The 14,661-nt window shown below is 59.4% G+C and carries 15 protein-coding genes; 4 read left to right on the top strand and 11 right to left on the bottom strand.

Translation table 11 applies throughout. The features are described 5' to 3' along the window. Positions 1–65 precede the first annotated feature (65 nt). The gene (locus L8H52_RS02945; protein ID WP_242204734.1) at positions 66–1,160 is read left to right on the top strand and encodes a PLP-dependent cysteine synthase family protein; all 1,095 of its coding nucleotides are present in this window, start codon (positions 66–68) and stop codon (positions 1,158–1,160) included. A 131-nt stretch (positions 1,161–1,291) separates the two neighbouring features. On the opposite strand, the gene L8H52_RS02950 is transcribed toward L8H52_RS02945, so the two are convergent. From L8H52_RS02950 to L8H52_RS02960, 3 genes are all read right to left on the bottom strand, one after another. Next, the gene (locus L8H52_RS02950) at positions 1,292–2,905 is read right to left on the bottom strand and encodes an NAD(P)/FAD-dependent oxidoreductase (RefSeq protein WP_242204732.1); all 1,614 of its coding nucleotides are present in this window, start codon (positions 2,903–2,905) and stop codon (positions 1,292–1,294) included. A gap of 97 nt (positions 2,906–3,002) precedes the next feature. Next, positions 3,003–3,656 carry a hypothetical protein gene (locus L8H52_RS02955; RefSeq protein ID WP_242204730.1) on the bottom strand — a complete coding sequence of 218 codons (654 nt, stop codon included), beginning with the start codon at positions 3,654–3,656 and terminating at the stop codon, positions 3,003–3,005. Between the two features lie 59 nt (positions 3,657–3,715). Further along, positions 3,716–4,315 carry a short chain dehydrogenase gene (locus L8H52_RS02960; RefSeq protein WP_242204728.1) on the bottom strand — a complete coding sequence of 200 codons (600 nt, stop codon included), beginning with the start codon at positions 4,313–4,315 and terminating at the stop codon, positions 3,716–3,718. A gap of 104 nt (positions 4,316–4,419) precedes the next feature. On the opposite strand from L8H52_RS02960, the gene L8H52_RS02965 reads away from it, so the two are divergent. Beyond that, positions 4,420–5,334 (top strand): LysR family transcriptional regulator, encoded by a 915-nt coding sequence (locus L8H52_RS02965; protein ID WP_242204725.1) that lies wholly within the window; start codon positions 4,420–4,422, stop codon positions 5,332–5,334. 111 nt (positions 5,335–5,445) lie between these two features. Here L8H52_RS02965 and L8H52_RS02970 read toward each other — a convergent pair whose 3' ends face one another. The 4 genes from L8H52_RS02970 to L8H52_RS02985 are packed head-to-tail and all read right to left on the bottom strand — an operon-like array spanning position 5,446 to position 7,892. Then, a complete protein-coding gene (locus tag L8H52_RS02970) occupies positions 5,446–5,922 on the bottom strand; it encodes a DoxX family protein (RefSeq protein WP_242204723.1) in 477 nt (158 codons plus the stop codon). After that, positions 5,919–6,677, bottom strand: a complete 759-nt coding sequence (locus tag L8H52_RS02975) for a DNA-binding domain-containing protein (RefSeq protein WP_242204721.1) — start codon at positions 6,675–6,677, stop codon at positions 5,919–5,921. The genes L8H52_RS02970 and L8H52_RS02975 overlap by 4 nt, the downstream gene beginning before the upstream one ends. Further along, positions 6,674–7,561, bottom strand: a complete 888-nt coding sequence (locus L8H52_RS02980; protein WP_242204719.1) for a DUF692 domain-containing protein — start codon at positions 7,559–7,561, stop codon at positions 6,674–6,676. Before L8H52_RS02980 ends, L8H52_RS02975 begins: the two co-directional genes overlap by 4 nt. A gap of 25 nt (positions 7,562–7,586) precedes the next feature. Then, positions 7,587–7,892, bottom strand: a complete 306-nt coding sequence (locus L8H52_RS02985; RefSeq protein ID WP_242204717.1) for a DUF2282 domain-containing protein — start codon at positions 7,890–7,892, stop codon at positions 7,587–7,589. Between the two features lie 214 nt (positions 7,893–8,106). Here L8H52_RS02985 and L8H52_RS02990 point away from each other — a divergent pair, with 214 nt between their 5' ends. Together L8H52_RS02990 and L8H52_RS02995 are read left to right on the top strand one after the other, a co-directional pair. Further along, positions 8,107–9,498: a DUF2599 domain-containing protein gene (locus L8H52_RS02990; protein ID WP_277930213.1), complete on the top strand. Its 1,392-nt coding sequence runs from the start codon at positions 8,107–8,109 to the stop codon at positions 9,496–9,498. Between the two features lie 33 nt (positions 9,499–9,531). Next, the gene (locus L8H52_RS02995) at positions 9,532–10,770 is read left to right on the top strand and encodes a DUF2599 domain-containing protein (protein WP_242204712.1); all 1,239 of its coding nucleotides are present in this window, start codon (positions 9,532–9,534) and stop codon (positions 10,768–10,770) included. 188 nt (positions 10,771–10,958) lie between these two features. On the opposite strand, the gene L8H52_RS03000 is transcribed toward L8H52_RS02995, so the two are convergent. Genes L8H52_RS03000 through livH form a run of 4 tightly spaced genes read right to left on the bottom strand, consistent with a single transcriptional unit; the run spans position 10,959 to position 14,601 of the window. Beyond that, positions 10,959–11,660 (bottom strand): ABC transporter ATP-binding protein, encoded by a 702-nt coding sequence (locus L8H52_RS03000; protein ID WP_096819507.1) that lies wholly within the window; start codon positions 11,658–11,660, stop codon positions 10,959–10,961. After that, the gene (gene livG / locus L8H52_RS03005; RefSeq protein WP_041478028.1) at positions 11,661–12,428 is read right to left on the bottom strand and encodes a high-affinity branched-chain amino acid ABC transporter ATP-binding protein LivG; all 768 of its coding nucleotides are present in this window, start codon (positions 12,426–12,428) and stop codon (positions 11,661–11,663) included. Beyond that, positions 12,425–13,681, bottom strand: coding sequence for a high-affinity branched-chain amino acid ABC transporter permease LivM (locus tag L8H52_RS03010; protein WP_242204710.1), 1,257 nt, complete (start codon positions 13,679–13,681; stop codon positions 12,425–12,427). The genes livG and L8H52_RS03010 overlap by 4 nt, the downstream gene beginning before the upstream one ends. Next, positions 13,678–14,601, bottom strand: a complete 924-nt coding sequence (gene livH, locus L8H52_RS03015; protein WP_034154997.1) for a high-affinity branched-chain amino acid ABC transporter permease LivH — start codon at positions 14,599–14,601, stop codon at positions 13,678–13,680. The genes L8H52_RS03010 and livH overlap by 4 nt, the downstream gene beginning before the upstream one ends. Positions 14,602–14,661: the final 60 nt, after the last annotated feature.

Consider the following 14,661-nt stretch of genomic DNA (forward strand, 5'->3'; position numbering starts at 1 on the left):
CCTAAGCTGATGAGTGAGCCTTTCGAACAGCTTCATCTCCTGCCGATTCAATGAGAACCATCACCATGAGCGACAACCGACAGTGGGCCCGCGAAGCGATCCGTATCATCGAAGCGGATTTTCAGCGCAGCGCCGACACCCACCTGATCCCTTTGCCGCTGCCAGGTTTTGCGGGCATCGAGTTGTACTTCAAGGATGAGTCCAGCCACCCGACTGGCAGTCTCAAACATCGCTTGGCCCGCTCGCTGTTTCTTTATGCTCTGTGTAACGGCTGGTTGAAGCCCGGCGCGCCGGTGATCGAGGCGTCCAGCGGTTCAACGGCGATTTCCGAGGCGTATTTCGCGCGAATGCTCGGTTTGCCGTTCATAGCCGTGATGCCGGCGACCACCTCCAAAGAAAAGATCGCGCAGATCGCGTTCTACGGAGGCCAAAGCCATCTGGTGAAAGATCCGACGCAGATCTACGCCGAATCCGAACGTCTGGCCCGGGAACATGGCGGCCACTTCATCGACCAGTTCACCTACGCCGAACGTGCTACTGACTGGCGCGCTAACAACAACATTGCCGAATCGATCTTCCAACAGATGCGCTACGAAAAGCACCCGGAGCCGAGCTGGCTGATTTCCAGCCCCGGCACCGGCGGCACCACCGCGACCTTGGGTCGTTACGTGCGCTATCGCCAGCATTGCACTCGCGTGTTGTGTGCCGATGCCGAACGTTCGGTGTTCTTCGATTACTACCAGACCGGCGACGCCGATTTGCGCCTCGATTGCGGTTCGCGCATTGAAGGTATTGGCCGGCCGCGCGTTGAGGCGTCGTTCCTGCCCAAGGTGATCGATGCGATGGTCAAAGTGCCGGACGCCTTGTCGCTGGCCGCCATGCATTATCTGGCGCAACGTCTGGGACGGCATGTTGGCGGCTCGAGCGGGACCAATCTGATCGGCGCCTTGATGGCGGCACAGCAGATGAAAGCGGCGGGGGAGTCGGGGTCGATCGTGGCGATTCTGTGTGATGGCGGCGAGCGGTATGCCGACACGTATTACGATCAGGATTGGTTGCAGGCGCAGGGGTATGAGCTGGCCGGGTTGATCGACGCGGTGGCGGCGAGTGCCGAGCGCGGCGAGCCGCTGCCTGACTCAGTCCTGCGCGCCAATATCTAAAGAAACACACAAAACAAATGTGGGAGCGAGCCTGCTCGCGAAGGGGTCATCTCATTCAACATCATCGTTGACTGAGATGACCCCTTCGCGAGCAGGCTCGCTCCCACATGGATTTGTTTTACTTCAGATGATTAGTCAGTCAGGCCGAGAATATCGCGCGCCACGGCTTCTGCGATGCGAATCCCGTCCACACCCGCCGACAGAATCCCGCCCGCATAACCCGCGCCTTCACCGGCCGGGAACAAGCCCTTCACGTTCATGCTCTGCAAAGATTCGTTACGCGTGATGCGCAGCGGCGATGAAGTACGCGTCTCGATCCCGGTCAATACGGCATCGTGCAGCGAGTAGCCGCGAATCTGCTTCTCGAACGCCGGCAAGGCTTCACGAATCGCCTCAATGGCAAAGTCCGGCAGCGCCAGGGCCAGATCACCCAGCGCCACACCCGGCTTGTACGACGGCTCGACTTCGCCCAGTTCGGTCGAAGGAATGTCGTTGATGAAGTCGCCCACCAGTTGCGCAGGGGCCTTGTAATCGCTGCCGCCCAGAATGAACGCGTGGGATTCCAGGCGTTCCTGCAACTCGATGCCTGCCAGCGGGCCGCCCGGGTAATCGACTTCCGGGGTGATGCCGACGACGATGCCGGAGTTGGCATTGCGCTCGTTACGCGAGTACTGGCTCATGCCGTTGGTGACCACGCGATTCGGCTCGGAAGTCGCCGCGACCACCGTGCCGCCCGGGCACATGCAGAAGCTGTAGACCGAACGGCCGTTCTTGGCGTGGTGCACCAGTTTGTAGTCGGCAGCACCCAGCTTCGGGTGGCCGGCGTACTTGCCCAGACGCGCACGGTCGATCAGCGATTGCGGGTGTTCGATGCGGAAACCCACCGAGAACGGTTTGGCTTCCATGAACACGCCACGGCTGTGGAGCATGCGGAAAGTGTCGCGGGCGCTGTGGCCGAGGGCCAGAACCACGTGTTTGGAATGCAGGGTTTCGCCGCTGGCCAGTTCGACGCCGACCAGTTGGCCGTCTTCGATCAGCACATCAGTGACGCGTTCCTGGAAGCGCACTTCGCCGCCCAGTTCGCGGATCTGCTCGCGCATGTTTTCAACCATGCCGGTCAGACGGAACGTACCGATATGCGGTTTGCTGACGTAGAGGATTTCTTCCGGCGCACCGGCCTTGACGAACTCGTGCAGGACTTTGCGGCCGAGGAACTTCGGGTCCTTGATCTGGCTGTACAGCTTGCCGTCGGAGAACGTGCCCGCGCCACCTTCGCCGAACTGCACGTTGGATTCCGGGTTGAGTACGCTTTTGCGCCACAGGCCCCAGGTGTCTTTGGTGCGTTGACGGACTTCGGTGCCACGCTCGAGGACGATCGGCTTGAAGCCCATTTGTGCTAGCAGCAGGCCGGCGAAGATTCCGCACGGGCCGAAACCGACGACGATCGGGCGCTGGCTCAGGTCGCTCGGCGCCTGACCGACGAATTTGTAGCTGACATCCGGCGCCACGTTGACGTTACGGTCGTCGACGAACTTGCCCAACACTTTCGCCTCGTCGCGCACTTCGAGGTCGATGGTGTAGATGAAGCACAGTTCGGAGGACTTTTTGCGCGCGTCGTAGCTGCGCTTGAACAAGGTGAAATCGAGCAAGTCATCGCTGGCGATGCCCAGGCGCTGCACGATGGCAGGGCGCAGGTCTTCTTCGGGATGGTCGATTGGCAGCTTGAGTTCAGTGATTCGTAACATGGCGAGGATCCGGGTTCGCGGGGCGCACAACTGCGCCAGGGCGTTTGAAGGCCGCGATTATAAGCCGCAAAGACCGGATCCGGTGAGGCTAAAACGCTCAGTCGTTGCGCGATCCGCCGAAATACCCGCAACCGCGCTGCACCTGGCCGTCGATGCGCAACTCGGCGCTCATGTGCTGCACGCTGCCGGTGCTGCTGTCGACGCAGCGTTGCGGCGCGACCCATAACTCGATGCGCTGGTTGTTGGCCTCGCTGCTCAGGTTGAAGCGGCCGTCGCCCAGTTGTTCTTCAACATACGGCACGGCAAGTGGCGGCTGGCCGTCGCGGTCGATGACCATGCCTTTGCCGCTGACTTTGACGTTCCATTCCGGGCCATGGCCGGCCGCGCGCAGGATCAGTTGTTTGAAGTTGGGATCATCGCAAGCCGTGCCCGAGCGCTCGACGCGGTACAGCTGAGTCAGGTCGAGTCGATCGCCGGCAACTTTGCCGCGAACATCGGCAAACAGTTTGCCTTGCTCATCAGCCAGCGTCGCGGCTTCTTGCAGAATGCTGGTGCCACCAATGTCATTGACCACCAGTTGACGCTGCTCCTGGCACGGCTGGAACACCAGTTTGCCGTCGGCAACGGTCAGTTGCCCCTGCATCCGCGTCTGCCCGACGTGCGAGGCACTTTCTCGCTGGCCATCGAACAACTGGCAAGCGGCAAACAAGGGCAGCAGGGCAACAACGGCTAACGAACGGGCAACACGCATCTTCGCTTCTCCAGACAAGTGCCGCCACGTTACGCAGCCTGACCGTTCATCACAAGGGCTTAGCCCACGTGAAACGTCTGACCTGTCTGCAAGCCTTCGACACTTTTAGCGTAGGCCAACGCCACATCCGCCGCAGGAACCGGCTTGTAGCCTCGGAAATACGGGGCGTAGCTGCCCATCGCTTCGAGCAGAACGGTAGGACTGATCGAGTTCACGCGCAGACCGCGCGGCAATTCGATGGCGGCGGCGCGGACGAAGCTGTCGAGAGCGCCGTTGACCAGCGCTGCCGAGGCGCCGCTACGGATCGGATCGTGGCTGAGTACGCCGGTGGTGAAGGTGAACGATGCACCGTCGTTGGCGAACTCACGGCCGATCAGCAATAGATTCACCTGGCCCATCAGTTTGTCTTTGAGGCCGAGGGCGAAGCTGTCTTCCGTCATTTCACCCAACGGTGCGAAGGTCACGTTGCCCGCCGCGCACACCAGTGCATCGAACTTGCCAGTCTGTTCGAACAGCTTGCGGATCGATGCGCTGTCACTGATATCGACATTGAAATCGCCGCTGTTGCGACCGATACGAATGACGTCGTGGCGTTGCGAGAGTTCTTTGTCCACGGCCGAACCAATGGTGCCACCCGCGCCTATCAACAGAATCTTCATCGAGCTGTACCTCAAGTGATTGAACGAGGTTTCAGTCTAGAGTGGTTTTTTCTGCGGATAAGCGCACTAATAGGCAACCTTTGGTTTTCAATTGGAAACAATCCATGAGCGAAATGGACGATCTGGCGGCGTTCGCGGTGTTGATCGAAGCCGGCAGTTTTACTCTGGCCGCGCAGCAATTGGGCTGTAGCAAAGGGCAGTTGTCCAAGCGCATCAGCCAGCTCGAAGCACAGTTTTCCGTGGTGTTGCTGCAACGCACCACTCGACGCTTGAGCCTGACCGCCGCCGGCGCTGCATTGTTACCGCAAGCCCAGGCGCTGGTCGTCCAGGTGGAAAGAGCGCGTCAGGCATTAGCGCGATTGAAGGACGATATGGCTGGACCGGTACGAATGACGGTGCCGGTGTCGTTGGGGGAAACCTTCTTTGATGGTCTGCTGATGGAGTTTTCGCACAAATACCCCGAGGTGCAGATCGAGCTTGAGTTGAACAACAGCTACCGCGATCTGTCACGGGACGGCTTTGATCTGGGGATCCGCAGTGAGGTGGCCAATGACGATCGACTGGTGGCCAAACCGTTGCTGGCCTGGCAGGAAATGACCTGCGCGAGTCCGTCTTATCTTGAGCGCTTCGGTGAACCGCTGACGCCACAGGCACTGGCCGAGCATCGCTGCTTGCTCAACAGCCACTACAGCGGACGGGAAGAATGGCTGTATCACCAGCAGCACGAATTGTTGCGGGTGCGGGTATCGGGGCCGTTTGCCAGCAATCATTACAACTTGCTGAAGAAAGCCGCGCTCAGTGGCGCCGGGATTGCGCGGTTGCCTTCGTATCTGCTGCAAGCGGAATTGGCTGACGGCCGATTGCGCTGGCTCCTGCGCGATTTTCAGACCCGGCGCATGCCGATGTACCTGGTGCATCCGTATCAGGGCGGATTGCCGAAACGCACGCAGGTGCTCGCGGACTATTTGATCGGCTGGTTCAAACGCAGCGGTGAAGCGCTGGATCGACTTCAGCGCTGACTTCATTCTCCTGTGGGAGCGAGCCTGCTCGCGAAAGCGGTTTCACAGACACTTCATGTGTTGACTGAACTAACGCATTCGCGAGCAGGCTCGCTCCCACAAGGATTTTGTTTATTTTGCGAAATGGCGGGCGATCAGATGATCAATCGACAACTTGCCCGGCCCCGTCGCCATCAGGTACAGCAACACCGCCGCCCAGGTGCCGTGGGTCGGATAGGCATCGGGATACACAAACAGTTGAATGGTCAGGGTCATCCCCAACAGGGCCAACGCCGAAAAACGCGTAGCGAAGCCGATCAGGATCAGCAGCGGAAAAAAGTGCTCGGCAAAAGCGGCCATGTGCGCGGCAATCTCTGGCGACAGCAGCGGCACGTGGTACTCGCTTTTGAACAGCGGAATGGTCGAGTCGGCCAAGCGCGGCCAGCCAAGTTGAAAGGTGCCGTCGATCAGGTCGATGGCCAGTCCTTCGACCTTGGTCTGCCCGGACTTCCAGAACACCGCTGCAATCGAGAAACGTGCAATGAAGGCGATCAGGCTGTGGGGGATTTTCTCCAACAGCGCGATGGCGCGGGTGATGAGGTTGTTCATGGCAGTTCCTTGTTGTTCAGGAGAGTGATGACGTTGCGAGCGATCAGCAAGCCGAGGGTTTGGCCGAGATCGAATTCCGGGCTGTTTTCCGCTGCTGCCAACAAGGGCTGGCCAGCAATCAGGTGACGAATAAACACGCTGGCGCCGGGTTCCAGGGCAAATATCTCGACCTCCAGACCGTTGCGCAGCACCAGAGCGTGCTGCCCGTGGTTGACGTCGATGTGCTCCAGCGTTACGTCCCGCTGATGAGCGGCCCAGATCGCAACCACGGCGTAGGCTGAGTCGAGCAGATGCAGAGAGGGGTGAAGTTGCAGGCGCAGGTCAATCAAGGCCTGAGGGGCGGTCAGTGCGGCAGTGATGTGCTCCGGCCGCACCGCAGTGGCGTCAGCGGCGTGATAGGCGCAAGTGCGCAGGTGTTCAAGGCGTGCCACGTCCGCCAGATATGGCACGCTGGCGGCCGGTTCAAACGCGGCAATGAAGTCCGCGAACGCTTCGCCATAACGGTTCATCAACGGATTTTGTGGCGGTTGTTCCTGTACGAAAACGGCGGCCATGGCACGGAAAAACTCCTCGCCTGTCAATTGCACAACCACCGGGTAACTGTCCGCCAGCGCATTGATCAGTGAGCCCTGCACGTTGTTGCGATACACCGAAAAACGGCTCCCGGGATCTGCACCGTTGGGGCTGCAGAGGCCATCGGGGCAGGGTAGTCGCACATCGAGCAGCGCAGCGCTGAACGCTGCTTGAGTACTCATGACTGACTCCCGGCGCACATCAGCAACTCATCGGCGTGCTGGGCTTCGGCCAGCAGCACCGCAAACGCCGGCACCTGATTGTCGCGTTCGATCAGCGTCGCTATCGGGCCGATGCGCTGCAGTACTTGCCGGTACAAACTCCAGACGGCTTGATCGATGGGCGCGCCATGATCATCGATCAGCAAACGGTCGCCGAGGCTGTCGCAATCTTCGGCAAACCCGGCCAGATGAATTTCGCCCACCGCGTGTAGCGGCAGGGCATCGAGATACGCCAACGGATCACGCTGATGATTCACGCAAGAAACGTAGACATTATTGACGTCCAGCAGCAAACCGCAGCCGCTGCGGCGGACGACCTCGGCGATGAATTCAGGCTCATCGATAGTCGAGTGCTGAAACGCCAGATAGGTTGCCGGATTCTCCAGCAGCATGGGGCGCTTGAGGCTGGTTTGCACCTGGTCGATATGCTCACAGACGCGGTTCAGCGTCGGCGTGTCATAGGCCAGCGGCAGCAGATCATTGAGAAACACCGGGCCATGGCTCGACCAGGCCAGGTGTTCGGAAAAAGAGTGTGGTTGATAGCGTTCGATCAACTCGGCAAGGCGCTTGAGATGCTGCTGATCCAGCGGCCCTTCAGCGCCGATGGACAAGCCGACACCGTGTAGCGATAGCGGATACTGCTCGCGGATCAAACCGAGAAAATGATGAAACGGACCGCCGTCGACCATGTAGTTTTCGGCGTGGACTTCGAAGAAACCGATGTCCGGATGTGAACCGAGCACTTCACGGAAGTGCCCGGTCTTGAGCCCCAGCCCGGCACGGGGCGCAAGCCCGGTGAGGGCTGCCTGAGTGCAGGAGGGGGCATGGTCATTGATTGTGAGCATGATCGTCACTCAGGCAGATCGCGGATCAGGACTTGGCTTTGAACGCTTCCATCTGGCCGAAACCGGTCGGCGAGGTTTTGCTTTCAGTGGTGGCGCAGGTGCCTTTCGGAACGAGTTTCCAGGCGTTGGCCTGATAGTCCATTTTCGCCGTGCCGGCACAGGTAGTGCCTGCACCTGCGGCGCAATCGTTGTGACCTTTCATGGCCACGCCGAAGCATTTCTCCATGTCGGCGTCAGCGGCATGGGCGGTGGACACGGCGGCGATGCTCAAGGCCGAGCCGAGGGCCAGAACCAGGGCGGTGGCGGACAGGGTGCGGGTGGTAGCAGTCATGATGTTTCTCCAGTCTTGTTCAGGGTTTTTACAAGCGGTTTGTGCTTGCTTACCCCACTAGAGAAAGCTCATGGCGATGCGTTACAGCCCCGCCAAATCTTTTTCAGAAAAAACGCACATCAGCTCCTGCACAGTTTCATGCGTGCTGGCGGGCGTGTTCTATAGTCAACTCGAAGGCCCCTTTGCCCGGGCTGATTTACCAGGACGGTATCTCATGAAAAAGGATCGCTCGATTTCAGCTGTGCTATCGCACCGGATATCATTGTTTGCCCTGGCCTGCACGTTCCCCTTGTGGTTCGGATCGGTGTCGGCCCAGACAGTCTCCGACCCGCAGGACACCCTCAAACGCATCAACCTCAACTACAACACTCTCAAGGATGCTTGCGAGGAGCCCGACACCGGTGCTGCACGCGGCCTCTACTATTGCAGTGGCGTGACCTTGCGCATGGTCAACGACGGGCCCTTCAATCCTTGGGATTACAGCCCTTACGCGATCAGGATTGGCGCGACCTCGTACTCGTGGATCCGCAAGGATCTGAGCACGCGAATCCTCATTCATCCGGCCGGTTTCATCCTGCGTACCCCCACCGATGCGGCGGCCTTGAGCTTGCCGGTCAAGGAGCAGGGCTTCACCTGCATCTACGCCTTCGATGGCGGCACCGGGCCTGAGCGTAAATGGTATGGCTGCGGCTTTTTCGACAGCCGCGAACCGCCGCGTGCGGCTCAGGGCACGATGAACAACCGCAATGCCGCGCTGGCCTATGGCACCTGCGCCGAAGCCGGGGTCAGCACCGCCGAGCAGTGGACACAGAAATACACCGGTCTGATGAAAGGGCCGATCCAGTACGGTCAGTGCTCATGGAATGCGGAAAAAACCAGCGACTGGAAGGCGATGATCCGCGTCCACGAGTCGCGGCCAAACACCACCAACAAAGACCCTTTTGCCTTCAGTGCCCAGGTCAACGAGTTCATGTTGAAGAACGCCACAGCGACCAACGATGGCAGCGAAAACATGAAATACATCGATGCCTTCATCTACAACGTCAACAGCACGCAGAACTTCGCCACGCGCGGTGATCAGGCCCCGCCGAAACCGGAAAACGGCCTGAACAGCGCACGCAACTTCCAGAAAAAACTCCACGCGCAAGGTTACAGCGTGCCGATCCTGCGACTGGATTTCACCAAGCCGCCCGAGCAGCGTTTCAGCTACGTTGCGGCTGATCAGGTGATCGAGCCAATGATGGTCGGCGGCGTACAGCCGACGCCCGTTGTGCCGGCACCCAACTACATCGCCTCGGCCAATTGGATCAAGCGTTACGACCCCGGCACGCGCAAGGATGAGTGGAGCTTGAGCGTGGTGCCCACAGCGGCAGGTCGAGCATTGCCCAACGAGCAACTCGGGGCTTTGTACGATCAGTTGTTCGCCCTCAAAGGGGCCGACAGCAACTGGCGTGACAATGAAAAATCCGTCGGCAGCATGCGTCAGCAATTGAGCTGCGTCCTGGTCAATTACCGCACCAAGACGCCATGGAATCTCGAGCCGTTTCGCCCGGCGGTGTCGGCCAGCGAGACTCGGGCAGCGGGGTGCAATCCCGTCCCGCGTTGAAGGTGTGTTTGGCTAATCAAGGAGATGCAAGCCATGAGAAAACGGTTGAACAGGATCGCCCCATTGCTGCTGTTGCCACTGCTGGTACAGGCCACCTGGGCTTATGCGGAGTCATGTGACGAGACGCTGAAAAAGGTCGAAACGTTGTACAACAAGACTGTCGATAGTTGCGGGCAGGATCCCGCATCCGACTGTTCCGGGTTGCTGGTGCGCGGTACGCACCGGGCGGATCCGGCCAAAGGGCAGAAATGGGATGTATGGAATCCCAGTCCGAAAGCCGTGGAACTGGGGACGTTTGCCGCTTCATTCATGCGCGCCGACGGCATCAGTTATGAAGATCCCGGCATGAGCACGCAGAACGGTTACCTGATTACGCCAAGGGATCTGGTGCGTGATCCCGAGACGCCGGTGCATGTCTATTGCGCCTTTCCCAATGACGCTTGGACCGACTATCGCAATGACCGGGGTTGTGGCGACAACAAAAACACTGCGCCGGCCGAAGCCGTTTGCCAGGCGATGAAACCACCGATTGCCAGCCCGAATGCCTGGGTTGCGCACTTCACCCAATTCAACAACAACCGGCAGCAGGATCAGTTGCAGTGCGGCTTCAATATGCGCAATCCGATGAGCAGCAAGGAGCGGGTCGATGCTTTTCGCAACTTCATGGGCGCGCGCAAAGTCATCAACAGTCGCGAGTTTCAAACCCAGACCGAGCTGCGGTTAGGCAATCCGAAAACCGATGAACTGCCGATTCTGGCGTTTTTCTACAGTGACCAGCGCGGTTTGAACGATGCCATGGCCAATCAGCGCGACTACAAGGCCAAGACTGGCAAGGATCGCAACATCATCAAGATCGACTTCCCGAAAACCCCGGTCGCCAAGGCCAGCTTCTCGTGCATCCAGACCGCGACGCCAGCGGCGCCGCAGTTCTGTGAGAAGTACATCGAATCGAGCACCTGGGTACAACGCCCCGATCCGAAACTGGGGCCGAACACCTGGTCGCTTTCGGTGGTGCCGACCGCTTGCGGACGCGCGATCAAGGATGACCAGACCGACCGGATGTTTGCCGAGTTGTACAACAAGCACAAAGACGATCAGCAGTGGCGGCAGTACAGCGTCAATGGTGGGTCGTTGCGGCGGCAGATGGTCTGCCACCTCGCGGCTACCTATGACGGTAAGCCTGTGCGCAACAAGCCGGAGTGGAACCTTGAGCCGGCGCGTCCGTATGTCGATCAGGCTACAGCGGTAGCACAGCACTGCAACCCGTACTAAGCGGTCGCTACAACTCTCCATTGTGGGAGCGAGCCTGCTCGCGAAAGCGGTGTGTCATTCAGCAAATGTGCTGACTGATACTCCCTCTTCGCGAGCAGGCTCGCTCCCACAGGGGAATTGTGGTGAATCCAGGATTGGCGGAGGAAAAAAAACGGCCCGCAGGCCGTTTTGTTGTTCAGCGACACACATCAACCACCGAGGTACGCCTCGCGTACTTTCGGGTCGGTCAGCAGTGCTTCACCGGTGCCTTGCATGACTACGCGGCCGTTTTCCAGAACGTAGGCGCGGTCGGCGATTTTCAGCGCCTGGTTGGCGTTCTGCTCGACCAGGAACACCGTCACCCCGTCCTTGCGCAGCTGTTCGATGATATCGAAGATCTGCTGGATGATGATCGGTGCCAGGCCCAGCGACGGCTCGTCGAGCAGCAGCAGTTTCGGCTTGCTCATCAGCGCCCGGCCGATGGCGAGCATTTGCTGTTCGCCGCCGGACATGGTGCCGCCGCGCTGGTTGAAGCGTTCTTTCAGGCGCGGGAACAGGCCGAGAACCTTGTCCATTTGCTCCTGATAATCGCCCTTGTCGGTGAAGAAACCGCCCATGGACAGATTTTCCTCAACGGTCAGACGGGCGAACACCCGACGACCTTCCGGCACCACCGCGATGCTTTTGCGCATGATCTGCGACGACTCCTGGCCGACCAGTTCCTCACCCATGTAGCGGATGCTGCCGCTATGCGCTTGCGGCGAACCGCAGAGCGTCATCAGCAGCGTCGACTTGCCGGCACCGTTGGCGCCGATCAGGGTCACGATCTCGCCCTGACGGACTTCGACGTTGACGCTGTGCAGGGCCTGGATCTTGCCGTAGAAGGTGGAAACGTTTTCGAACTGCAGCATTTACGCTTCCCCCAGGTAGGCTTTGATCACTTCAGGATTGTCGCGGATCTGTTCCGGCGTGCCGTCGGCCAGTGGCGTGCCCTGGTTGATCACGACGATGTGGTCGGAAATACTCATGACCAGTTTCATGTCGTGCTCGATCAGCAGCACGGTGACGTTGTGCTCTTCACGCAGCACGCCGATCAGCGCCTTGAGGTCTTCGGTTTCTTTCGGGTTCAGGCCGGCGGCCGGTTCGTCGAGCATGAGGATCCGTGGACGGGTCATCATGCAGCGAGCGATTTCCAGACGTCGTTGCTGACCGTAAGCCAGGGTGCCGGCGGTACGGTTGGCGAACTCTTTCAGGTTGACCTTTTCCAGCCAGTACTCGGCAAACTCCATGGCCTCGCGCTCGCTTTTGCGGAACGCCGGGGTCTTGAACAGGCCGGCCAGGAAGTTCGTGTTCAAGTGACGGTGCTGGGCGATCAACAGGTTCTCGACCGCCGTCATGTCCTTGAACAAACGCACGTTCTGGAAGGTGCGCACCACGCCTTTGAGGGCGATCTTGTGGCCCGGCAGGCCTTGAATCGGCTCGCCGTCCAAAAGAATGCTACCGCCGGTTGGCTGATAGAAACCGGTCAGGCAGTTGAACACGGTGGTCTTGCCGGCGCCGTTGGGCCCGATCAGTGCAACCACTTGCTTCTCTTTGACGGTCAGGGCCACGCCGTTGACTGCGAGCAAGCCGCCGAAGCGCATGCTCAGGTTCTCAACTTTCAAGATCTCGCGGCTCATTTTCGCAACTCCATGTGTGGGCGTTGCATCGGCAGCAGACCTTGTGGACGCCAAATCATCATCAATACCATCAGGGCACCGAACATCAACATGCGGTACTCGCTGAACTCACGCATCATTTCCGGCAGCAGGATCATTACCACAGCGGCCAGAATCACACCCAACTGCGAGCCCATGCCACCCAATACGACGATGGCGAGGATGATCGCCGACTCGATGAAGGTGAACGACTCCGGTGTCACCAGACCCTGACGGGCGGCGAAGAAGCTACCGGCGAAACCGGCGAACGCAGCGCCGAGGGTGAACGCGGACAGCTTGATGATCGTCGGATTCAGACCCAGAGCACGGCAGGCAATTTCATCCTCACGCAGCGCTTCCCACGCACGGCCGATCGGCATGCGCAGCAGGCGGTTGATGACGAACAGTGCTGCCAGCGCCAGCAACAGGGCCACGAGGTAGAGGAAAATCACCTTGTTGATCGAGTTGTATTGCAGGCCGAAGTATTCGTGAAAGGTCTGCATGCCTTCCGCTGCCTTACGTTCGAAAGTCAGGCCGAAGAACGTCGGTTTCTCGATGTTGCTGATGCCGTTCGGACCGCCAGTGATGTCGGTCAGGTTACGCAGGAACAGACGGATGATCTCGCCGAAGCCGAGGGTCACGATCGCCAGATAGTCACCGCGCAAACGCAACACCGGGAAGCCCAGCAGGAAGCCGAACGTCGCCGCCATCAGGCCGGCAATCGGCAGGCATATCCAGAAGCTCAAGCCGTAGTAGTGCGACAGCAGCGCGTAGCTGTAGGCGCCGACGGCGTAGAAGCCGACGTAACCGAGGTCGAGCAGACCGGCCAGACCGACGACGATGTTCAGACCGAGGCCGAGCATCACGTAGATCAGGATCAGCGTGGCGATGTCCACCGCGCCCCGCGAGCCGAAGAACGGCCACACCAGCGCACCAATGATCAGCGCAATGATGAAGTAGCGTTGCGTGGTCGGCAGGGTCAGGAAGTTACTGGCCTTGGCCGGAATCAACGGCAGGCCCGGCGAGGATTTCCACGCCTTGCTGATCTGCTGGTTGAACAGCACCCGCAGGAACATCAGCACCGAGCAGATGGCGATGGTCGCCAGAATCATCGGGCTGGTGTTGTGCACTTCAAGATTGATGCCGACGATGGTCAGTTTCAGTCCGAGCACAGGATACGCAACTGCCCAAACCAAGAGCGCACTGAAGAGTGCCTGTTTAAGATTCCTAGTCATACTTTCTCAACCTCCGGACGGCCCAGAATGCCGGTCGGACGGAACAACAGCACCAGAACCAACAAGCCGAAAGCCACGACGTCCTTGTACTGGTCGCCGAAGATATCGGCACCAAACGCTTCCGCCACCCCCAGCACCAACCCGCCGAGCATGGCGCCGGGGATGCTGCCGATGCCGCCGAGTACCGCAGCGGTGAAGGCTTTGAGGCCGACGAGGAAACCGGCGTTCGGGTTGATCACGCCGTATTGCATGCTCAGCAGCACGGCCGCGATGGCCGCCAGCGCAGCACCAATGACGAAGGTCAGGGCGATGATGTTGTTGGTGTTGATGCCGAGCAGGTTGGCCATCTTGATGTCTTCGGCGCAGGCGCGGCAGGCGCGACCCAGGCGAGAGCGAGAGATGAACAGCGTCAGGCCGAGCATGGCGACCAGGGTCACCACGAACACCACGATTTGCATGTAGGAAATCAGCACTTCATGTGCGCCACCTGGCCCGAAGGAAATGTTCCCGGGGATCAGGTTGGGGATGGATTTGTCCTTGGAGTCTTGCGCCAGCAGAACCGTGTTCTGCAGGAAGATCGACATGCCGATGGCGGAAATCAGTGGAATCAGACGGTTGCTGCCGCGCAAGGGGCGGTAGGCGATCCGTTCGATGCTGTACCCGTATGAACTGGTGACGACGATGCTCGCGATGAAGGCGGCGGTCATCAACAGCGGGACGTTATCGATTCCCATCATGGCCAGCCCGGCGATGGCGATGAACGCCACGTAGGAACCGATCATGTACACCTCGCCGTGGGCGAAGTTGATCATTCCAATGATGCCGTAAACCATCGTATAGCCGATGGCAATCAGGGCATACGTGCTGCCAATGGTCAGACCATTAACCAGCTGCTGGAAGAAGTGATAGAGGTCAGGCATTACAACGCTCCTAAAAACCTGATACGCATTTCACTGGTGGAGTCATTTTCCCGCCCGGCC

It is taken from the genome of Pseudomonas sp. CROZ-RG-20F-R04-15, assembly GCF_022662375.1.
Lineage (GTDB): Bacteria > Pseudomonadota > Gammaproteobacteria > Pseudomonadales > Pseudomonadaceae > Aquipseudomonas.